Here is a 22,252-nt window from a genome sequence, read left to right on the forward strand (position 1 = left end):
GAAATGGTGAGGGGTCAGGACGCTTGCTTCATGATACTTTTAATTTTCAGAGCGTATTATGGAGCTAGCCAGCTGACCCTATGTATTTTTTAGTAGCAGTCTATCGCAATGGTATTCCAAGTGTTTGGAGTGCCATCGGCATATTTATTACAAATCCCTTTTGCAAACAGGTTTTCTAAGTGATAACCAAAGCTGGTGAAGTCAACCAGATTGCCGAATAATGGAAGCCTTCCATAGAAGTGTAGCTCGCGGAGCATATTATCTAAGTTATAGTCCGTTTGTTCTGCGATAAACGTGTGGTCTATTTCTTTTAAATTGATAATTGTAGGCTCAGGGAAGCTAGGAATTACGACGTGTAAGTATTCTTCGTCATATTCACCATCATAGAATTTCACTGTTTGCAGCATTTCTGTAGGCGATAGTTGAGTCATAGCGAGTGAAAAGTCGGTGACGGTTAATTGTTCTTGAGTGAGGTTACGATTGACGTTTATGGTTCCTGGTAAAATATCGTGTAAGGCACGCATCACGCCTTGCTCATTGTCATTCACACTTAGAGAAAGCGCGTAATTAGGGAACCTTTTATTGGTAAAACGCTGATAAGACTCTTTAACCATGCCCATGAAAAACTCGAGTGTTTTTTGGCGGGCGATGATGTGCGCCTGTTCTTCAGTGACTTGCCTAGACATGAGCAACGTCGTTTTCTTGCCAACATAGAAACTGACTAGATTTTGCGTAATTGAATACACCGCGGCGTTGGACGCGTTTTTAGGGTTTCCTCCTTGATTAATTCGAGTGCCATTTGCGTAGTCGAAAATAGTGCTTAAATCAAAACGGCCATTTTCATCATTTTCACGGGTTTGAGAGTTCCACTGAAAGAGATCATGAGACGCGAGTCCCATCACCCCTATATCAACGACACGTATTGGCTTTTTGGCAAAAGCAGGGATAGAAAACAGCAGAATTAGCAGTGCTGAGATTAATTTCATTTAGTAACTTTCCTTTATGCAAATGAGAATCATTATATTAAATTGTTTGTTTTTATGAGTCAATGTATCTTTAATGTTAATTGTTGGGGCTTGTTTATGTGGTTCGATTCAAAAAAAGGATTAAATTGACTGAAGGGGCTTTTCGAGTTTAGCTTAATAAATAGCTTTGCTTTAACCATTTTGAAAGCAGAGATGTGGGGATTATGAAAGGTACTTATACTGTTTCTATTAGCAGGTGCCCTTGCTGAGTGAACCATTTTCTTCGCTAAATTATTAGGATGAGTGTAGACCAGAGGTCATGGCGATTTCTGTGCAGTATTTTTGATATTTAAGCACGACTGTTCTAGATAATTCATCTGAGCTACATAGAGGCAGTTAACAATAAAAACAAGTTAATAAGCAGGCTAAGGCTGCAATGATTATAGCCGTTGACCATTATCGATACGCCCAGGAAAACCCAAAAGCGACAATGATAAGAAGCGAAATAAAACTATATATGTCAATCAGTTCGATGGCAGTGTTCAATGTACCTTTAATTAGCGGTGTAATGTATAGGGAGAGCTCGTTCGCGTTCTAAGAACGAGCTCTTTTCCATCAATATTAAGGGGGTCGCACCTCATTGTGGTGTAGTTCCTGTTAAAATATTAATAGTTTTATTGCCATAGGTGTTATCGCTAATATTGAGATAATAGTGCCAATTAAAGTAACCCTCTTTGAACACGGGTAATTGGTTTTCATACCAAAGAGCGGCCGTAGGATCTTAACATGCGCGACAATAGAGCAGAGTATTGCACATACCAAAAATGTCCCTAATAAAATAATGAAGGCTTCAAGCCAAGGGCCTAGTTTTAACGTACTTAAGCTGTAAGCAAGAGCGATAATGACGCTTTGGTGGAAAATATAAAACGGGAAAACAATCGTGTTTAGGTTTGTCAGTAGCTTGGAGGGGCGTTTCAAAAAGCGTGTGGCCAATGCCAGTATTGCCAATACACCCAGTAAGCTTTGCACCGTGTATATCATATTCATGCTCACAAGTTGCCAGTGAAGACTGCTGCTACTGAGCCAAATCGCTTGGTATCCATAAACAATTATTATGTATGTGAAGGCGAATAACCCAAGTAGCCATTGCCAATATCGGCATAACTGAGTAAAAAACGTTGTGTGATGTACCAATAAAAAGCCATATAACAAAAACACAAACCCCATAGGGTAGCGATATGTTTCGCTTGGCCAAGTTAACTTAAGGACCCATAGGGGGAGCAATAGCCCCAAGCAGACGAAGATAAACGGTTGTTTTAAACAATATTGAATAAACTTTTGCAGCCAATTGCTCCGTAAAATTGGTAATACGACTAGTATCCAGATAGTAAATTGCCAAAGTGAGCGCAGGTACCAAAGGTGATTGACATCAACGTGGGGCCAAATACCTGCTTGGTATTGTGTGAATAAAGGGTGAGATAAGTCTAAAAAAGCGCTATAAAACTCGGCGTAATTCATTGATAGCCCGACTTCCTGTTGCATTTGCGCATATAGCTGAATCGGTACGACCATCCACACACCTACAAGCAAAGGCAACAAGATTTTAATTGAGCGGTTGAGTAGCACGTGTGTCATTGGTTTTTTTTGTAAAATGCTACTTAATGCTGCGCCAGAAATAAACCAAATTACCCCCATTCGCCATGGTGATAGCAATAACATCCAGCTTTCGATATCAGTATTCATGTGCGAACTTTTAAAATGATAACCCCAGTTTTGAGCGTACAACATGCCGGTGTGGTAAAAAATCAATAAGCCAAAGGCAAGGACTCTAAGCCAATCTAGTTCAACCATACGCTCTGTTGTTTGTAATGAAAATATTGATGATTGCCACAATGCTATGATGCGCTTTAGCATAGATAACCCTATAAAATGGTGTGATTAGATGTGTATAGCTTTTCTTAATTTGAGGTGGATTCATATTAATATGTGTTTAAAAAACAGTTACTAGGGATAAGCGGAGGAATACAGGGATAAACAACTTGGGGTAAACTCGGTTAATTGATAGTCTGGAGATCCATCAAACAAATAAGGTTATGTCATGGTGCGTTCAGCACACTTTTTACAGTATTCGAACCTCTATGGTGTGTGTTTTTTAGCGGCGTACATTTTCATTAATAACACCATTAATGCCACGTCAGATATTATGGAAGCGCAACGGTTGAATAACCAGCTGTTTGAATGGTGGGAACCATTTATTTGGGAATATAGTAGTGCATTGGGCACATTGGCGCTTGTACCGGGTATTGTATATTTACTTACAGCTTATCCATTTAACTTTCAGGCAATGGGCCGCTCACTGTCAGTTTACTTGCTGGCATCTCTTATATTTAGTGTGTTGCATGTCAGTATAATGGTTGGCATTAGGGAGCTTGTGTATTGGAGTAACAGTCGTGATTATGATTTTGGCTTATTATGGTATGAGTTCTTATACGAGTACCGTAAAGATTTATTGAGCTTTGCTTTTCTGATTGCTGTGATAAAAGGTTATCAATATTTTATGGCTCAGCTCAAAGGTGAGGCTCGAGTGTTGCAAAGCGCCGAAGAGTCAGTGCAGCCGCAATTTGAACGCTTGCTAGTGAGAAAGTTAGGCAAAGAGTTTATTATTAAAGTGAGTGAGATTGAGTGGATAGAGTCTTCAGGGAATTATGTTAATTTACATATTAATGGGCGAGCTTACCCGCTCAGAACAACGTTAACCAAGCTCAGTGAGCAACTCATTTCTCAGGGGTTTTGTCGGGTTCATCGTAGTTATGCCGTTCGGTTAGATGCCATTTGTTCGATCATGCCAATACACAGTGGAGATAGTGAAATCACCCTGAAAAATGGTAAAAAAATAAATCTATCAAGACGTTACAAAGAGCAGTTTAAATCACTCCTATTGATTGACGGCTAATTTCTATATCAATGCAAGCTTAGCCTCACATCAGGGGCTTTAGGCTAATTTATGTTTTTAACAAGGGGAGATGATAATTTAAAAGTTAATTTAAGTATATATATCATAAGTTTATGGTTTTTATTGGGTGGCTTTAAATAGCGCTTTGCGTGTTTTTGCTACTTGGCTGAGTGATTAATTCAATTCATAAGCAAAACTGGCTAGGTTACTGAATGGCTGGTATTTGTACGACTTTGAGTCAGTTTTAGGCAGCTTGTCGATAAAACCCGATGCTTTATCGTAATTCACGTTTTGACCACCTTTTTTCCTTTGTTTCTCACTTCTTTTCTTATCGTAAATGACAGTATTTGCACTCAATCGAACGCAGTAGGAAAAGCAGTATAATGTTCAATAAAAGCATACCCCTTATTTTGTTTCCACTTAGTAGTGCAGCTTTGGCAATGAGCCAAACGGCGGCAGAGGCAAGCGCAAGTCAATATCAGCAAATGGCAGTTGAAATACCAAGGCTTTCAAGCCCGCCTGAGATTGACGGTTTATTAAAGGCGGATGAATGGTTAGAAGCAAAACAAGTAACGGAGTTCTTTGAATTTAGGCCTGTTGTTGGTGATAAGCCAGATCATCCTACTGAAGCCTACGTTGCTTATGATGCGGATTACTTTTATGTTGCAGCGACAATTCATCAAAAGGAAGATTCCGTTGTTGATCGAGTATTAACGCAAGGGAGTTGGATCTGGCGTGAAGACTACTTCGGATTAGTGTTAGACACCAACTATGATAAATCGGATGCTTATTTATTTCATGTCACTCCTTCAGGCGTTAAAGTAGATGGTATGGTCAATGGGTCACAGTGGATAGAAGAGTGGAATACATTGTGGTACGCCAAAACACATAAAACAGCGGATAGCTGGTCTGTTGAAATCGCGATTCCAATGCACTCTATCTCATTTGATCCGACAAAAACGAATTGGGGATTGCAGCTTAGGCATAAAAAGTCCAAGCCATTTCAAGACTATTTTTGGAATTTTAATAATATTCAAGATCAACCTTGGAATGCACATCAGTTGGGAGAAATATCAGGAGTTGAAAATGTACGTCAAGGGTTAGGGTTGGATGTAAAACCCTCACTCAGTGTAAAGCGTTCTGGCGATGTAACTGATACCGAACCAGCCATAGATGTGATGTATAAATTTACATCCAACGTAACAGGGTTATTGACACTAAATACTGACTTTTCTGGCACTGAAGTTGACGCGCAAGATGTGAATATGACGCGTTTTAATTCTTACTCTGAGTAACACTGCTAACACTGCTAACACTGCTAACACTGCTAACACTGCTAACACGTTAATACAGAGCAGTAATTGACGTTCTCCAAATTCATATTTCATATAGCAGTTGAGAGAAGGTATTTCTATCTTTTATGCATGTGTTCTGCACCTTAAATGGGGATATGTGTATTTTTTGTTGTGAAAAACAGTATAGATTTGATGCGTGCATACTCTTTGCACATTTACTTTCTAAATTTCTTGTCATCACAGTGGCAATAACACCGCTTATTGCCAACACTTACTGAGTTGAATCAACAGAGAGTAAATCATGACAAGACAAAGGTTATTAGGGTTGATACTAGTATCTTCGAGCATGCTAAGTGGCTGCGGGGGTGGTAGTGATAGCAGCTCAGGGACAACGCCAAATACAGATGATGGTGGTAGCGTGGTTGTCAGTAATTCAGCACCAGTGGCAGACGCTGGCAATGAGCAATCGGTTTCTGTGGGGACTGTTGTGACATTGAGTGGTAGTCAAAGCCAAGATGCCGATGGAGATACACTCTCATTCGAATGGCAGTTTATTACAAAGCCTGCGTCGAGCCAGTCTAGTTTAGTCAATGCCACAAGCAGTAGCACGACGTTTACGCCGGATATTGCTGGGCAATATACAGTGGGTCTTGTTGTGAATGATGGCACGGTTAATTCAGGCCAAGATACGGTTACCGTGAATGCGGCTGCAGTCAATCAAATGCCGATTGCTAATGCGGGGAGCGATCAACAAGTGTTGCTGGGTGCTGTGATCACGTTATCGGGGGCTGCAAGTCAAGATCCTGATGGCGATACGTTGAGTTACCAATGGCTGTTTGTGTCTAAACCCAATGGCAGTAATGCGGCGCTAACAGATGCACAATTGGTGAATGCAAAGTTCACCGCTGATGTTGCAGGTAATTATGAGCTAGGGTTAACGGTCAGTGATGGGCAAATTGAATCAACCCAAGATACAATGACGGTGGTGGCGCAAGCATCTACCACGAACCAAGCACCTATTGCCAATGCTGGGAATGACCAAACAGTGAGCGTTGCGGATGTGGTAACCGTATCTGGTGCGCTCAGTAGTGATGCTGATAACGATACTCTTAGTTATGCTTGGAGTGTAGTGAGTAAGCCCTCACAAAGTAACACGGTACTTTCAAGTAGCACGTCTGAATCTGTGCAGCTCACGCCAGATACAGCAGGGACTTATCAGCTTTCTTTGGTTGTTAATGACGGTAAAGTGAACTCTGCGGCAGATATGATCACGATAACCGCAGAGGCACAAGCTGGCGCACCTACTGCCAATGCCGGGGATGACCAAAGTGTTACTGTTGGTGACTTTGTTGCGCTTAGTGGCAGCCAAAGTACAGGGGATAATTTAAGTTACCAGTGGCAACTGGTGAGTAAACCCGATAATAGTAGTGCACAACTGAGTGCCGCCGATAAAGTGAGTGCGGAATTTAATGCAGATATTGCTGGTGTGTTTGAGGTGAGTTTAACGGTGACGCAAGGGACAAGCTCTGCAACCGATATGCTTACAGTGACCTCGAGTAACACGAGCGTTAATATAACAGACAAAATATTTACCAATGAAGCTGTAAGTTGCCGCAATTATGAAGGCAGTTATTTCTCTAATGTCACCGATATTAAAAGGGCGGCTGATTTTACCGGAGATGTGGTACTCACAGTGGGTAATACGACGTGCACAATTACAGTAAACTCGATCCCAAATCATGATTTTAATGATAATACTGCGTCCTTTGCGACGAATGCATCGGCGCAAAACTTGGTTTATAACTTACCTATCACAGCCAGCTTCGCGACAGCTACAACATCTCAGGGCATAGGCACCACCGAGGGTGTATTACTTAATGGTGTGACCTTAGATTTGTTGCCAGCTGCGTGCTATGACGTAGGCGATGAACCAATAGGCCGAGAGAAAATTGGCTGCGGCCCAGATCAAAATGATAACCCGTGGCGCTACGACCCGATGTCATCATTAAATACATTTGGAACTGACGCGCATAATGCTCATACTCAGCCTTCGGGCAAATATCACTATCATGGCAATCCGGTTGCGATGTTCAACCAGACTTGTGGTAGTCGAGCATCGGCGGTTATTGGCTTCGCAGCCGATGGTTTCCCTATTTATGGTAGCTGTTTTCAAGATGCCACCACAGGCACCATTAGAAAGGCGACCTCAAGCTATGTATTAAAAAATAATGGTGGCGCACGCCAAGCTGTATCAGGGTATACCACGCCTGTGGGTGGAACAGGCGTTGTTGCGAGCAATAATTATGATGGTCAGTTCAGAGGTGATTGGGAGTATCAAGCCAGTGCGGGAGATTTAGATGAATGTAACGGCATGACCGTAAATGGTCAGTATGGCTACTACGTTACAGATACGTTCCCTTGGGTATTAGGGTGTTTTAAAGGCAACTTAAATGGCACATTTACTCGGCCTACCAACTTAGAGCGAAGAAGCCACAGTCATGGTAGTGAGGGGAGCATAGCCATTAATGGTTAGTAATGTGCGCATGTGGAGGTTAATACCGCTTGACCTCCATATGTGCACAGCATCGATACCTTTGATGTTTTACCTATATCATTGATTGCCACAGACTGTATGCAAGCTTAGTTAAAAATAGTTAAACCCAATCGCATTCCATATCCAAAATACGTAGATAAAACTTAAGCAGCTTAGTGTAAAAAGCCAAAAATGGACTTTATAAAGTAAAGGCAGACAGCGAAGGCGCGATACCAATGCTAAGCAGAACACTTTTGCTAAGGTGGTTAACACAATGACTATCAGTAAACTCAGTAGTAGTTTTACCTCAATCGTAGGGAAGTTTATAAGAAAGTCATAATCATCAACCGCTAAAGTAACGTTCATAAAAACAAAGCCCAACACTGCGGCTAATATCATTCCTGCTGAGTAACATGCTAACAGCTCGGCTCTGCTTAGAGTGTTACTTTTAAAGTGTCGAATGGCGCTGAGTAATAGGGTCGACATCGACAATAATGAAGCGAGCGCCAACGCCAAATAAAAGCACAGCGGGCTTTGTAAAAAGCTCACTCGTTCATAATCACCAGAATACATACTTGCCGAAAAGCGGTCGATATTTCCCGAGTCATCGTGATAAAAATAAAACGCTGGTGCCGCTTTAGACTTTCCCTGAAAGATGTTTTCTTTGAGCCGTTTAAGTCTTAATTGGTGCCCTGAATTGGTCATGACGAGCTCGCCTTGCTGATTTATCGAGATCGTGGCCGGCCCATTTAACGCTGATAGTTTTTCTAATTGGGTGTATGAACGGCGTGTTGTTAGATACGTTCCCGTGTAGTCTGCGAGGTGCCGTTGAGTTATTTGTCCACTTAAAAACTGACTGTATGAGTGCGGTTGAGCCTGTTTTTCAGCCTTAAGCCCTGCCGTGGGTTTTGCTGGCTGATGTCGATAGTATTTATTAACTATTGCAGTAGCTAACGAGGTCACTAAATGAGATTGCGGCTCAACCGCGTTGGTTGAAATAAAAACACCCAATTGCAATTCAGGGAACATAACCATATTAGATGAAAACGTATAGGTTCCACCCGCATGATGATGTTGTTGATAGCCTTTAAAGGTGTCATTAAACATACCATGTGTAATGCCTGTTGCTAATGGCCTATCGCTGTAAAGCCGCTGCTTCATTTGCTCGTGAGTATCTAAGTTGACTAAAAGACTGCTATTTTTCAACAGTGTACGCATATAAAGCGCCATATTATGCGCCGTTGAAGACGCAGCTCCAGCCCCGGCAATATGCCCCGTGAATTCGAAAGGTTTGGCAATATTTTGGCCTTTTGTATTTCGAAAATACCCTGTGGCAAGGTGATTTTCTAATACCGACGGCATAGACGTGGAGGCTGTGTTATTTTTTATCGGCTCTCGTAATGTTGTATAACTCATACCTAGCGGGGAAAATATAGCGTGATCCATATACGTCGCTAAGTTCATCCCAGACTGCAACTCCACGAGATAGCCAAGCAAAGCAAAGCCATAGTTTGAATAAGATACTAAGTGACCGGGTGGCCAAATTCTTTGGGGCATGTGTGTAGCCAAATATTGCTCAGTACTCAAAACCTCTAACGGGTTTTGCACAAACAAGTTACCAGCATCGGCTTGTTCAAAACCCGCACGATGACTGAGCAAAGCGCCGATCGTAATGGGTTCATTAAATGTGTTAGGGATTTTAAATGCGCTTAGGTAGTCATTAATATCAGCATCTATTTCAAGTTTGCCTTGCTCTACCAATTGCATTACTGCAATGGCGGTCATTGTTTTGGTGATAGATGCTATGCGAAACAAGGTGTCATTAGGGTCCACCTTTATTTGGTTATTTAGATCAGCAAAGCCGTAGCCTTTTAACAAGATAATTTTGTCATCTTTAACGATAGACACAGCCACCCCGGGTAAATTGTGCCGTGCAATTTCTGTGTTTATTAAATAGTCGACATATTTTTGTAACCCTTTTAATTCTTGTGTTTTTGAAGCGGGGGTTAACGGGTTTTGTCTATTTGGTTTTTCGTTGTTAGGAACGGTTTGACCACAACATATGGGGTGAGCACTGGCACATACAGGCTGATTTAACCCTATGCCAATAAATAACATTAAACTAAGGCGCCTCAACATTAAAAGAAGATCAGTCCGGATTGTGTTCATTGTAAGTCCTTTTTATGTTTCCTTGTTATATTACCTATGGCCAATATTAATGGCTATTGTCAATTTCGTTTAACAACCATCTATTAACACGGAATAAGTTGATTACTAAATTTGTCTAAATTCATATTTTTCTTATTTATTCTCAAATATAAAATTGTCATAAATCTGGCACCAATTTGCCACTTTATTTTAGCTTAAATGTCTTTTTCACCTTCTATAGTAGTGTCTCTAAAAACGATAAAAGAGAAAGGGATTATGAAAACAAAATTACTGCAATTGGCGGTTTTATGCGGTACTTCTGCACTATTTACAGGATGTTCTGATTCAAATAATGACATAGAAGTTATCGCGCCAGTGCCTGCACCGGCTCAGGGCACACAAATTGAATTACGCCTCTTAGAAACCACAGACTTGCATGCAAACCTACTGAACTACAATTACTTTGCGGATAAGCAAGACGATAAAGTCGGACTGGTAAAAACGGCTGCTTTGATCCATCAAGCACGTGCACAAGCAACCAACTCTGTGTTAGTAGACAATGGTGATTTGATCCAAGGGAGTCCTCTGGGCGATTATATGGCCAAAGTTAAAAACTTAGCCGAAGGGGATGTGCACCCAGTGTATAAAGCCATGAATACTTTGGATTATGATGTGGCAAATATTGGTAATCATGAGTTTAACTTTGGCATTGAGTTTTTAGAAGAAGCGATTGATGACGCGAACTTCCCTTATATCTCGGCTAACGTCTTTGTGGATGATGATGATGAAACGAATGACGTGCCTTTATTCTCACCTTATCTTATTCAAGACAAAACATTTACAGACACTCAAGGCAATAGTCATACGGTAAAAGTTGGTTTTATTGGGTTTGTGCCGCCACAAATCATGCAGTGGGATAAAGCGAATTTACAAGGCAAAGTGATTGCAAAAGATATTCTGGCAATGGCGAATAAATATGTCCCTGAAATGAAAAGTAAAGGCGCTGATATTGTGATTGCCATTCCGCACTCAGGGCTTGAGGTGGCTGAGCATAAACAAATGGAAGAAAATGCCAGCTATCATCTGTCTAAAGTGACCGGAATTGATGCCATTTTATTTGGTCATGCGCATGCGAACTTCCCCGGGAGTCGTTATGAAGGCATGGCAGATAAAGGCATTGATATAGAAAAAGGTACGGTCAATGGCGTAGCTGCAGTGATGCCTGGATTTTGGGGCAATCATTTAGGAGTAATTGATCTGACATTGCAGTACAACGCGGGCCAATGGCAAGTTACAGACTCTCAATCTTCACTTCAGGCAATTTATGAGACAGGTGATAATCGTCAAACGATTGCCTTGGTTGACAATGACCCAGAAGTCGAAGCGGCTGTCACTCATGAGCATACGCAAACGCGTACATGGGTCAATGAACCTTTTGCTAAAGTGACCAGTTCAGTGAATAGCTTTTTTGCCTTAGTTAATGATGATCCGTCGATACAAATCGTGACCGATGCGCAAACTTGGTATACCCAAAAAATTGTACAGGGCACTGAGCTTGCAGATTTACCTATATTGTCTGCGGGTGCGCCATTTAGAGCGGGTCGAGGTGGAGCGGATGATTACACCTCGATTGCACAAGGTGACATTGCGTATCGCAACGTGGCTGATTTATACATTTATCCGAATGTATTGAAAGTACTTAAACTTAATGGCGCCGAAGTCAAAGAGTGGCTTGAGATGTCTGCCGGGCAGTTTAACCAAGTTGATAGCCAAAATGCTCAGACTCAGTCATTGATAAACTCTGCTTTCCCGTCATATAACTTTGATGTGATTGACGGTGTTACCTACCAGATTGATGTTGCGCAACCAGCGCGTTATGACAGTAAAGGCGTTAAAGTGTCTGATGGTGAACGCATTGTGTCATTACAATATCAGGGTAAAGATGTCACTGCAGCGCAGCAGTTTTTAGTGGCAACCAATAATTACCGCGCGTCTGGTGGTGGTAATTTCCCAAACATTGGGGCAGATAAAATTGTCATTGATTCACCCAATGAAAACCGTCAAGTAGTAGCCGATTACATTGCTTATCAAAGTGAACAAAACGCCGGTAAAGGACTTGATCCGTCAGCAGATATGAACTGGGGCTTTGCGCCAAATAGCCATGCTGACATTCAGTTTATTAGTTCAAATAGCGACGATGCTAAAACGTACAGTCAGCAATTTGGCCATATTCAAGCGTTAAACCAAACCAACCCTGACGGCTTTGCTTTGTATCGCTTGGACCTAACTCAAGCTAACTAGCCAATTTACTTATGAGCAAGCGCAATGCTTGCTCTGTGTTCACGTGCGTTGCTTATATAACGAGCGTGGGCACTTTCATTACACATACACTCAACGGGAATTGAATCATGATCAGTATGAATAAAACAACGCTGGCAATGGTGCTTGGCGCAGGCTTATTTGCACAAGCGAATAGCGTGTCGGCCGCAGCTTACGACTGGAATAATGTCGCGCCAGTTAAAACGCCAACAGCGAGCAACAATAATGGTAAAACAGTCTATTTTGATGTGTCGCATGGTGGCGTAGAGGGCAACGCAGACTGGGTCATTGATGGGGCGTTTTCTGACTTTGCCGATGCGTTAGTACAACAAGGATATACGGTAAAAGAATACCGAGGTATCGATTTAAATAACGACGGCGCGATCCGTTTTTATGACGACCGTACTGGCAATGGTGCGCAAAACGAAGCCGTCATAACTTATGATGCTATTAAAAGCTCTGATGTATTCGTATTGGCGGAAACTAACCGCCCCTTTACAATGGCAGAGCAAGCAGCGCTAGAGCAATATATCGCCGCGGGTAAAGGTATATTTTTTGTCGCTGATCATTATGATGCAGACCGCAACCTGAATACATGGGATGCCACTGAAGTATTTAATGGTTATAACCGCTCTGACTTAAGTAAATATAACTTAGGCGGAGAGTATGGCGATTGGCGTAACCCAAAGTCAGCTAATGCGGGGTGGTTAGTTGAGAATTTTGGGATTCGTTTTCGTTTTAACGGCGTTGATTATAAGCAAGGTGTCAGTGGTGTAGAGCCAAGTGCACAAACAGAGGGCATTACACAAGGCGTACAACCTATATTGATGGCGGCCGGCGCGACGCTTGCGGTTGTTGATGCACAAAAAGCCAAGGGCTTGGTGTATTTTTCAGAGTCAGATAACCCAGTAAAATGGAAGCACGCTAAAGATCAAGGGCTGTATTTTGGTGGCAAAGCGGAAGGCCCTTATGTAGCAATTGCCAAATCGGGTGCTGGTAAAGCAGCCTTTATTGGCGACTCATCACCGATTGAAGATGCGAGCCCTAAGTACCGTCGCCAAGATTCTGGCAGTACTAAGCGTACTTACCCAGGTTGGACTGATGCGGGCAATGCAGCCACGCTTGCGGTGAATATTATTGACTGGCTAGCCACGCCTGAAAGTTACCAGTATTTTGATAATCAAAACGGCCATAACAGCGGCTTTGTAACGCCGAGCGCTATGGCTGCGCAAGAAATGAGTGATCCGAATAATGGCCAACCATGGGGTACGCCAGCAAGCGGTTTTAATCCATGGGATACAGATACATACAAAAATAATTCATTTAATGCGCCTTTTGGTGATACCAGCACGAACCCAGATCCAGACCCTGATCCAACACCGACACCTGGTGGCACGATTTCAGTAACTGATGCGCTCGCTACAGCACAAGGGCAACCAGTTGTTGTTATAGGTAAAGTCACAGCCGCGGTTAATGGCATTTATGGTCTGCAGTTAAATGATTTAACGGCGCAAGCAAGCCATATATTTGTAAAACTAGAAAGTGCACAACGTGCTGATTTTAATCCTCAGTTAAACCCTGCTATTTTAAACCAAAATATTATCGTAACCGGGACGCGTAATAGCTACATGGGTGACGCGGGTATTCGTTATGTCAGTGATATAAAAATTGCACCGACGGCGTTATCTGTTGAGCAAGCGTTGGCGTCGTCGACGGGCGAGGCGATTGAAGTAACTGGGCGTATTAAGTCTGCGTTAAATGGCATCTATGCCTTGGTACTCGAAGATAATAACAACGCGAATTTTACCATTAATATTAAACTTGAAAGTAACCAGCGTAACGACTTTAGCCCACAGTTAAACCCTGAGTTGCTGAATGCGACTTTAACTGTTAAAGGCGTACGTGACAGCTATATGAGTCAGCCTGGTGTTCGCCAAGTGTCACAATTGAGCGTATCGGGTGGCAGTACCAATGAGCCAGCACCTGGCTCAGACTCTTCAGTAGCTGAAGTACTTGCTATGAGTAATGGTGAGCCTGTGACCGTCGTAGGGGTAATTACCCGTGCTGTAAATGGTAAATATGCGTTAGAGCTACGTGATGATAATAGTGCATCTGATACTGTGTATATTAAATTGGAGTCGTCGCAACGTAATATGTATAGCCCACAACTGAATTCTAATGTGATCGGTAAACGGTTGCGTGTAGAAGGGATTAAAAATAACTATATGAGCCATGCTGGTGTGCGCAATGTCAGCCGTTTGACCCTCCTTGATTAGTACATACAGAGGGTAGAGCGTATTATTCAATGGTGTTATACAAAAACAGAGCTATGAAATAGCTCTGTTTTTTCCCTATCAAAATAGATAATTCACAAAGTGTTACTTACGGCGGCGGATCAAGCCTGCTGCTGCAAATAATAATGCGAACCAACCCATAGAGCCTGAACTATTACTGCTTGAATCAGGTAATGTTGGTGGGGTTACCACTGGCGTTTCATTCGTGACATTGACGATAGTAGATGTTTTCACCTCAGTTGAGCCATCATTGACGGTTAACTCAAACTTTAACATGGTGTCTTCAGTAATACTTGGCGGAGTCACTGAGAGAGTCGCTGAGTCGCTGCCCGAGAGTGTCGCTTCAGGCCCCTCAGTTTGTACCCAATAGTATGTCAAATTATCATTATCACGATCTGTTGCTGTGGCTGTAATTGTGGCTGTGTCAGTTTCATTTACATCGACTGATTCAGGTGTATTCACAAGAGGCGCTACATTGTCACATGCGTTTGTATCACCAGCGACTGTAGTGTGGAACTGAGAAGATACTACATTTTCGAATTTCACTTGGTCAATAAACCAACCTGTTTCAGCTGTCCCACCATCAGATGCAATACGGAAACGGAATTTTACGGTTTGGCCATTAAGGTGATCGCCAAAGCTGACCTTTTCCATATTGCCACGTTGCTCCGCAGTTAAGTTTAAACCAGAAAATACCGGCCTTTCTTGTAGAGCTTGAGAGGGGTTCTCAATCAGTGCTTCAGTGTTGTAGCCTGTGGCAAAGGTACCACCTGCGATATCTGAGGTGACATCAACCCAATTGCCATTATTAACGCTTATTTCTAGTACGCCGCCATCCCAGTTTTCTTCTAAGATGAATAAGTGCCAAAAACTAACCGAGAAGTCATTACCAAAGCCCACTTCAAAGTTCTTGGTTTCTACTGCAACATCAGACTCAAATCCGTTGTTACGCAGGAACATGGTTTGCTCACCAAACTCAACGCCTTCATTGCCTGCTGCAAAAAACGCGGTGTTGCTAGTGTTAAAGGTTTGCGTGCCCTTAGCTAACTCAGCGCCTGTCATAACATGCTCTTTAAAGTCGGCAAATAAGTTATAGCCTTCCATGTCTACTAACGCAGAAGTGCCTTGATGCGCTTTAACTTTAAAGTCATAGTTTACCGTTGTTGAAATGTCCATGGTGGATTCGCCAACAACTTCTTCCCCTTCAAAAGTCACCTCAAAGGTGAGGTTTTCGGCCGTACCGGCTTCGTTAAGTGTGATCTTAAGTGGCATACTTGTCATTGACGTAAACGGTGCCAGTGCGTCAAATGATATCATCCCGTCATTTTCAAGTGTCACGTCGTGTCCACTGGTCACCACAACTTTAGCCTGAATATTACTGAGCTCAGTATCACCGGCATTTTTTACCGATACAGACAATGTACCTGTCTCGCCTTTATCAAGGATTTCATCACTGGAACAATACCCTAATTCAGCGCCATTGTAGTTGGTGTTTAGTGAGATCTTTTGTGCTTGGAATGCTGATAGTGATGTTTTATTCGATTCAACCACGCCCGAGTTATCTGTGCTGTCGCGAGGGGGAGCTATTGCGCCAAGGCCGAGCCCTCTTTCAGCAAATGCTTTCAGCGCTAAGGTAAAGTCAGCCATGTCTGTGGCGTACATAGACGCAAGTATTGCATCGCGTGCCTCAACATAGGTCGGTGATATTGGAGTCGCTTTATAGCCTGAGATGAGGTACGTTGACATTCTATCTTGCGCTTCTTGGAAGCCATGTTTGTTGATCAGGCCAACGTAAATGTTCCAGAGCATGTTTGCCCAAACTTCGCCTGCCGCATGTGGAGAACCGCCATTAGTAGGTGGTAGACCATCGACTTCTGCACCACTGGTAATATGTTTAAAGGTGAGTGGGTTAACAGACATATCAGTTGAATAAGGGGCACGGCGAATACCCGTTGTAAAGTTTTCTACAAAGGTACCGGTAGCATAAGACAGCTGGAATTGATCATTGCCTGCAATTGCTAAATCAGATTCAAGCGCTATGAACATCAATGAGTGGAAGTCGCCCCAACCCTCGCCCATAGCACGACCTTGGAAGTTATTTAACCCTGAGCTGTTACCAATCAGGCGGTTAGATATGTAATGACCCCATTCGTGCGCAACAATACCATTATCGAACGTTGAATCTTTAAGTGGGAAAGTACTCATTAGATTGACGGTGACCATCTCACCACTTTCCATCAGGTCGTAGATTTTTTTGCCATCTTGGAAACTTAAACCCATTGAAGGCACTGTGACAGTATCGTCTGTACCACCCATTGGTGCTGGTGTACCATCATCAACATTGTTGACAATAATAACGCCTATTGCGCCGCCTAATTGCGCGTTTTTAGCCTTAACAGTGAAGGCGCAGCCACCACGGTCAACCAATGCAATTTTCCCTGCTAACTCATCTGTATTTGTTGCAGCTTCACAGCCATCGGTTACAGTGTCGGTGCCGTCGTTAAGTCTCGCTGTTGTGCCTGACATATCATATTGTACAGGTCCAAATGACGCGACTCTAGATGATGCTAGCAAGCCGACTTCGTCGTGTGAAGTCACAGTAACACCAAAATCAACCCCAACAACGGCGTCTTTGCTGTTCCAGAGGTATTGCTGCATACGAGGACTTCGACCATCTGCAGGGGTTGCCATATTGGCGTTGTTTAACCCTGAATAATCTTGTGCTTGAACATGGAGTGGGTCGTTTTCTTCACCTCCTCGACCATAGTTTGTGATCTGTGCATTACCTGATGCTTCATCAAAGCCATAGTCGTAAAAGAAGTTATGAAGGAAGTTATTCATATAAAACAGATTAACAATTGCCGCTTTGCGATTATTTAAGCTGGTCGGCGATTGACTTGGTTCATATGGATAATCAAACGTTTTTGCTGATGTGAGTTCGGCGCTAAAATCACCTTCGGTAAAGCCGTCTGGGGCTACGACATCGGCGTAAGCAAATACATTGTTTCCAGAAGTCATGGTTGCATCTTCTGCAAGCCATGCATCTGCGGTACTAATTTTCGAATAGTGCGATAAAGTAACAAGAGGTGCGGCTTCAATCTCTGTTTTATCAGGACCTGTGCCTATTTTCGGCAACACATCGCCATGAGGCCCTTCCATTGGGTAACCATTTTGATTGGCATACACTCGATATGTGTAGTTACTGTCGTGCGCAATTAAATTATTTTTGAATAGAACTTTGCCTGTATCTACTGCGATGACAAATCCATAGGCTTGCGACTCAACACTATTTTTTGGTGCCACATCAACTTCGACGTAATGCGCAGCAACGAGTTCATTACCGGTGTCAAAAAATACCTTCTTAGCACGAGGAGAGAATGTGTTGATGACACCGTCACTATTTTTTGCAGTAAAAGAGGTGAATTGGCCCTGTACTTTTTGCTCGCTTAAGTTCAGAGCTGTTTCATCGGCCCCGATGTTGCGAGCGGCAATGTTAATGGCTTTTTCAGGATCACCAAAATAGGTGAGTGCAGCATCCATGGTGTTAGCAACTTTAGCATATGATACAAAACCAGATGAAGCGACAAGGTTATATTCTTTGTCTAGCATCACATTGTATTCACTGTTAAACACGTCGATACCGCCAACCACTTGTTTGTATTTAGCGATTGCAGGCCCGCGTTTTGGTTGATGTAAACTGCTTAGTTTTGCACCATTTAAAATGGTTGCTTTGCTGGTTTTTAAACCGGTGAGTTGTTGTAAGTAATAATCAGCAACAAAGGCGTTACGCTCTTCATCAGCAATTTGTGAAATGTTAGGTGTGACTAGCCCTTTACTAGCCCACAGAAAAGTTGCTTTTCCAAGTTGCTCATCATAGTGGTTTGTCATACCTGAGCTGGTCTGTTGTTTAGCAAGAGCTTGTTGCTGTTGAGTAATTAAGTCTGCACTGTTAGCGACATTGGTAAAGTTAACCAAGTCTGACAATGTAGTATTTGGCAATGCAGAAACTGTTGGTGTACCTAATATTGCAGTCAGTGAAGCTGCGATTATAGTTGTTTTCGGTACATTTTTCATTCTTTAACCCTTGTGTTATTGTTGTTAGACTTTCTTAACATCTCTCTTTTTTAATGAAAATTCAAAGTTTTTTTTACTTTGTTGCGGGGGTTATTTACACATGTGTATGATTTTAGGTCGATTGGTGTTCTTTTTGTTTCTTTTTTCGGGATGTTCTTTTGTTGCAGAAATTGATGGCGCACCGACTGTGAAAAACACGCTGTATGAAACAAAAACAGTGAATAATACTGTGCACAGCAAAGCTGAAGCGGTAATTTCTATACCAAAGAAGTATTTACAGATAACGGCCATGGACAGGGTTATTTTAACGAGTGATATGCTACATAAAGGTGACCAAGTAAAAAATGTAACAACTGGCCAAATAGGCATCGTAACGGGGGAAATTATTGTTGTTTTAAAGCAAAGCCAACTTGCGCCACAATTAGCAGGGTTGAAAAAACAAGAAAAATCGGACTCATTGGTTAGCTACACGGTGTTGTCGTCTGATGTTGATTTACTCGGTGAGCTTCAAAAGTTGCAAGGCATCGATGCGATCCAGTCAATAGAGCTTCAAGTGAGGTATTTTGGAACGTTAATGGGTGAGTATTAGCGCTCACCCATTGAGAAAAATGGTCAATAATGTAAATGCTTTATGTATCTGAAGCGTCGCACGAGGAGCTGGTGAGTTGGTTTATAATAATGTTAGATATTCTGTTTTTAAGCCATAAGGGGCCTGAGTCAGACATGTCATTATGCTGAGCCTCATCAATTTTTATTACACAGCTTGGATATTGCTTTTGCTCAATGTTAGAGGGTAGTACCCCAGGATCGGCTGAAAAATCACTGGCGCGAATAGAGAGCACCTTGATGGTTTTTGATCTGGGAAGCGAGACTCTTCGGTGATCGAGAGTAATGAGTTCTTTAACATAGCTTGGTGATTCATTTGCCAATAACGCAGAGATATCTCCCCCATTAGAGTGCCCAACGAGTAATAAATTATTAAAGTCATAACTGGTTAATTGTTTTTCGAGGGCCTTTTTAACAAACTTTAATGTTTTAACCCCACGTTGCCAATTCACTAAGCGAGTTTGATATAAGTTGCCTGTGATGGAAAGTGGTGGATCGGTTTTTAATTCATGGCGTATAGCAATGCTTAAATACCCTCTGTTATTTAATAGCTCACTTATGAAGGTATAGTTATTATGAGGTACTCCGTATCCAGCACTAATAAACGCAACTGAACACTTGCTTTTATTGGTGCATTGTACCGATGCATTCACTGGCTCAGAAATAATAATGGGGATGGTGCGAGCTCGCTCTTTATCGTAAAGCGTTTTTGGCTGTGCCGACACATGATGTGCAGTAATTATAAACATAAATATGGGTAATAACTTATACATGTACATGCTTTTTATTTTCTCTCTATTTTTAATCTTAGTTTACTTTTCACTCGATTTTATAGGGTGAGTGATGGTTTAATTAATTATATTATCTTAAATGATATTTTCATAAATATAGGTTTTTTAGTAAAATAGAGAGGGCCTTTAAGAGACGTAAATGTAAAAGGTATTGCAGTATTTATTGGCCGTATTTTATTTGTCGTGGTGCACTTTCCTTTGGCTCTTCCTGATATTTAAGCATGCTTTTATTACATCGCTTTTAAAATGGTGGATACAGGATTATAAATTAGTTTTTTGTGATTTTTGACGTTTTATGAATTTGTACATATTTTCTTGTGCATGAATTGTTTTCAATATTTTTTAAAAAATAGAAATGTTAGCTTATTTCAGTTCTATTTTTGAACAGTTTACTTATGGTTTAACTAGGTAAATAAACAACATGAAAGGAATAACAATGAAAATGATTACTAAAACACCATTAATGGCAGTTGCGATGCTACTTTTATCTGTCAGTGCGACCTCTGCGATTGCCGCAGCGTGTAGCTCTAATTGTGCACAGTGGGCTGCACAAAAGCGTAGCCAAATATGCGCTGCTCAAAATGGTGGCTCAGCGTGTGGTAGCAGCGTGCCTTTATACAATTATTTATATCGCCAGTGCCAACAAGGTAATTGTAACGCGAGCTAAGGCTGTATAGCTTTATCTCGAAGTTAAGCAGGTAATGGCTTAAAATACATCACCTACTTTAATTTCTTAAGCTAGCTTGTGTTAAGCGCTGCGTGTTCTGATGCATAGTGGTGGCTTAATTATTTATAATTCCCGGTGGCCTTGTTTCCTAAATAATTGAACTTCTTTGGTTTGGTGTGATCAGATCATAAAATGCCTTAACCCATGCCTTGAAATGAAGAAGAAAATTAGGAATTGGTCACAGTACAATCGTGCTTTAGTTCAACGCGGTAACATCAATATTTGGCTAAGTGAGAGTGCCATCTCTAAGTGGCAAAATACCGAAAAACACGGTGGCCGCGGTCGTTCGAATCACTATTCTGATTTAGCAATTGAAACCTGTTTAACCTTAAGAGCTGTATTTCACTTGCCGTTAAGAGCTTTATAGGGGTTTGTAAATTCCTTGCTCACTATGATGGATACTTCGCAGCAATCACCCGGTTATAGTTGTTTATGTAAACGCAGCAAAACACTTGATGTGCAATATAGAAAGAGCGCTGGCAAAGGCTTTATAGATATCGTAGTCGATAGCACAGGCCTTAAAGTGTACGGAAATGGTGAATGGCATACGAGAAAACATCGAGCGACTAAGCGTCGAACTTGGCGAAAACTGCACTTGGCCGTAGATGCGACAAGTCACGATATTGTGGGTGCTGAGCTATCGATGGTAAATGTGTCAGATGGAGAAGCCCTTGCCGATTTAATCAGGCCACTGCGTAGGAATATAGACAGAGTCACAGGTGATGGAGCATATGACACACGCAGTTGCTATGAGGAGGTCGCAGCAAAAGGTGCGATTATGCGGATACCGCCAAGAGAGAATGCCCAATACTGGGAAGAAGGACACCCCAGAAACAATGCCGTATTTATGATGCACCAAATAGGGTTAACGCAGTGGAAAGTGAATTCAGGGTACCACCTTCGTTCACTTGCCGAGACGGCGATGTATCGTTTTAAACAATTAATGGGTGATAAGCTAAAAAGTCGCCAGTTTAATAGTCAGCATACTGAAACGATGATTAAAGTGAAGGCAATAAATAAAATGACTGGGCCAGGTATGCCCAAATATCAGCAACAAAGTTAAAACTGAGAAATTGATTGGTAGTTAGCTATTTGATCAACAAGGCCATTCCCGGTTAAATCCAGTTGATTAATCCAGAAATTAGCATACCCGATAAGCCAACCAGTGACAGGGCGAACGAAATACTGCGTGCAAGGTGCACATTACAATAGTAAAAACACATATGCGTTAGTCGTGCAAAGCAATATATACCTGAGAAAATAGCCAACCAATCAGCATTAGCTTGAGAAAAAATGGCAAAAAGAAGCAGTAAGATGTAAATGCTAATGCTCTCATTGGTATTGGCATGTGCTCTAACGGCTCGAAACACAAAGCGAGTATGATCAGGCTCTACGGGATGCCCTGCTTGGTGCTTTTGTAAAAACAAAGCAATATCAGCAATAATAAGTTGCAGCAGAAATAGCCCCGCGAGTATGCCGACTATAAAAATGGAAGTGTGATAATGCGTTAGAATATCTACCATGCTAACAATGCGTCCTTTGTTCTT

At 42.0% G+C, this 22,252-nt stretch carries 13 protein-coding genes and 1 pseudogene; 8 read left to right on the forward strand and 6 right to left on the reverse strand.

Annotation, left to right across the window (positions count from 1 at the left end):
- Nucleotides 1-89: 89 nt before the first annotated feature.
- A complete protein-coding gene (locus tag PCIT_RS22175; protein WP_010367716.1) occupies nucleotides 90-986 on the reverse strand; it encodes a hypothetical protein in 897 nt (298 codons plus the stop codon).
- Nucleotides 987-1,622: 636 nt separating this feature from the next.
- Nucleotides 1,623-2,879: an acyltransferase family protein gene (locus tag PCIT_RS22180; protein WP_010367718.1), complete on the reverse strand. Its 1,257-nt coding sequence runs from the start codon at nucleotides 2,877-2,879 to the stop codon at nucleotides 1,623-1,625.
- Between the two features lie 184 nt (nucleotides 2,880-3,063).
- Here PCIT_RS22180 and PCIT_RS22185 point away from each other — a divergent pair, with 184 nt between their 5' ends.
- The 3 genes from PCIT_RS22185 (at nucleotide 3,064) to PCIT_RS23010 (ending at nucleotide 7,746) form a co-directional block, all read left to right on the forward strand.
- The gene (locus PCIT_RS22185) at nucleotides 3,064-3,918 is read left to right on the forward strand and encodes a LytR/AlgR family response regulator transcription factor (RefSeq protein ID WP_010367719.1); all 855 of its coding nucleotides are present in this window, start codon (nucleotides 3,064-3,066) and stop codon (nucleotides 3,916-3,918) included.
- A 383-nt stretch (nucleotides 3,919-4,301) separates the two neighbouring features.
- Nucleotides 4,302-5,213 carry a carbohydrate binding family 9 domain-containing protein gene (locus tag PCIT_RS22190; RefSeq protein WP_010367720.1) on the forward strand — a complete coding sequence of 304 codons (912 nt, stop codon included), beginning with the start codon at nucleotides 4,302-4,304 and terminating at the stop codon, nucleotides 5,211-5,213.
- A gap of 301 nt (nucleotides 5,214-5,514) precedes the next feature.
- Nucleotides 5,515-7,746 (forward strand): YHYH protein, encoded by a 2,232-nt coding sequence (locus PCIT_RS23010; protein WP_021032330.1) that lies wholly within the window; start codon nucleotides 5,515-5,517, stop codon nucleotides 7,744-7,746.
- 111 nt (nucleotides 7,747-7,857) lie between these two features.
- On the opposite strand, the gene PCIT_RS22200 is transcribed toward PCIT_RS23010, so the two are convergent.
- Nucleotides 7,858-9,915 carry a serine hydrolase domain-containing protein gene (locus PCIT_RS22200; protein ID WP_040697926.1) on the reverse strand — a complete coding sequence of 686 codons (2,058 nt, stop codon included), beginning with the start codon at nucleotides 9,913-9,915 and terminating at the stop codon, nucleotides 7,858-7,860.
- 255 nt (nucleotides 9,916-10,170) lie between these two features.
- On the opposite strand from PCIT_RS22200, the gene PCIT_RS22205 reads away from it, so the two are divergent.
- Together PCIT_RS22205 and PCIT_RS22210 are read left to right on the forward strand one after the other, a co-directional pair.
- Complete coding sequence (locus tag PCIT_RS22205) at nucleotides 10,171-12,195, forward strand: bifunctional 2',3'-cyclic-nucleotide 2'-phosphodiesterase/3'-nucleotidase (protein WP_010367723.1); 2,025 nt, start codon at nucleotides 10,171-10,173, stop codon at nucleotides 12,193-12,195.
- A 107-nt stretch (nucleotides 12,196-12,302) separates the two neighbouring features.
- Nucleotides 12,303-14,489, forward strand: coding sequence for a DUF6359 domain-containing protein (locus PCIT_RS22210; RefSeq protein ID WP_010367725.1), 2,187 nt, complete (start codon nucleotides 12,303-12,305; stop codon nucleotides 14,487-14,489).
- A 102-nt stretch (nucleotides 14,490-14,591) separates the two neighbouring features.
- Here the strand turns inward: PCIT_RS22210 and PCIT_RS22215 are convergent, their stop codons facing one another.
- Entirely contained in the window at nucleotides 14,592-18,581 is a 3,990-nt protein-coding gene (locus tag PCIT_RS22215) for a rhombosortase-dependent M36 family metallopeptidase (protein ID WP_010367727.1), read from the reverse strand.
- 100 nt (nucleotides 18,582-18,681) lie between these two features.
- Between PCIT_RS22215 and PCIT_RS22220 the strand changes: the two genes are divergently transcribed.
- Nucleotides 18,682-19,170 (forward strand): hypothetical protein, encoded by a 489-nt coding sequence (locus PCIT_RS22220; RefSeq protein ID WP_010367729.1) that lies wholly within the window; start codon nucleotides 18,682-18,684, stop codon nucleotides 19,168-19,170.
- A 40-nt stretch (nucleotides 19,171-19,210) separates the two neighbouring features.
- Here the strand turns inward: PCIT_RS22220 and PCIT_RS22225 are convergent, their stop codons facing one another.
- On the reverse strand, nucleotides 19,211-19,960 hold the full coding sequence (locus PCIT_RS22225; protein ID WP_010367731.1) for an alpha/beta hydrolase: 750 nt from the start codon (nucleotides 19,958-19,960) through the stop codon (nucleotides 19,211-19,213).
- Nucleotides 19,961-20,414: 454 nt separating this feature from the next.
- Between PCIT_RS22225 and PCIT_RS22230 the strand changes: the two genes are divergently transcribed.
- Together PCIT_RS22230 and PCIT_RS22235 are read left to right on the forward strand one after the other, a co-directional pair.
- A complete protein-coding gene (locus PCIT_RS22230; RefSeq protein WP_010367733.1) occupies nucleotides 20,415-20,645 on the forward strand; it encodes a hypothetical protein in 231 nt (76 codons plus the stop codon).
- Nucleotides 20,646-20,859: 214 nt separating this feature from the next.
- A pseudogene (locus PCIT_RS22235) lies at nucleotides 20,860-21,768 on the forward strand (IS5 family transposase).
- A 52-nt stretch (nucleotides 21,769-21,820) separates the two neighbouring features.
- Here PCIT_RS22235 and PCIT_RS22240 read toward each other — a convergent pair.
- Nucleotides 21,821-22,228 carry an MAPEG family protein gene (locus PCIT_RS22240; RefSeq protein ID WP_010368170.1) on the reverse strand — a complete coding sequence of 136 codons (408 nt, stop codon included), beginning with the start codon at nucleotides 22,226-22,228 and terminating at the stop codon, nucleotides 21,821-21,823.
- Between the last annotated feature and the right edge of the window lie 24 nt (nucleotides 22,229-22,252).

It is taken from the genome of Pseudoalteromonas citrea (assembly GCF_000238375.3).
GTDB lineage: Bacteria > Pseudomonadota > Gammaproteobacteria > Enterobacterales > Alteromonadaceae > Pseudoalteromonas > Pseudoalteromonas citrea.

Coding starts and splice junctions, on each gene's coding strand:
- PCIT_RS22220 (WP_010367729.1), top strand. CDS start 18,682: ATGTGTATGATTTTAGGTCGATTGGTGTTCTTTTTGTTTCTTTTTTCG.
- PCIT_RS22205 (WP_010367723.1), top strand. CDS start 10,171: ATGAAAACAAAATTACTGCAATTGGCGGTTTTATGCGGTACTTCTGCA.
- PCIT_RS22190 (WP_010367720.1), top strand. CDS start 4,302: ATGTTCAATAAAAGCATACCCCTTATTTTGTTTCCACTTAGTAGTGCA.
- PCIT_RS22210 (WP_010367725.1), top strand. CDS start 12,303: ATGATCAGTATGAATAAAACAACGCTGGCAATGGTGCTTGGCGCAGGC.
- PCIT_RS23010 (WP_021032330.1), top strand. CDS start 5,515: ATGACAAGACAAAGGTTATTAGGGTTGATACTAGTATCTTCGAGCATG.
- PCIT_RS22175 (WP_010367716.1), bottom strand. CDS start 986: ATGAAATTAATCTCAGCACTGCTAATTCTGCTGTTTTCTATCCCTGCT.
- PCIT_RS22230 (WP_010367733.1), top strand. CDS start 20,415: ATGAAAATGATTACTAAAACACCATTAATGGCAGTTGCGATGCTACTT.
- PCIT_RS22215 (WP_010367727.1), bottom strand. CDS start 18,581: ATGAAAAATGTACCGAAAACAACTATAATCGCAGCTTCACTGACTGCA.
- PCIT_RS22240 (WP_010368170.1), bottom strand. CDS start 22,228: ATGGTAGATATTCTAACGCATTATCACACTTCCATTTTTATAGTCGGC.
- PCIT_RS22180 (WP_010367718.1), bottom strand. CDS start 2,879: ATGCTAAAGCGCATCATAGCATTGTGGCAATCATCAATATTTTCATTA.
- PCIT_RS22200 (WP_040697926.1), bottom strand. CDS start 9,915: ATGAACACAATCCGGACTGATCTTCTTTTAATGTTGAGGCGCCTTAGT.
- PCIT_RS22225 (WP_010367731.1), bottom strand. CDS start 19,960: ATGTATAAGTTATTACCCATATTTATGTTTATAATTACTGCACATCAT.
- PCIT_RS22185 (WP_010367719.1), top strand. CDS start 3,064: ATGGTGCGTTCAGCACACTTTTTACAGTATTCGAACCTCTATGGTGTG.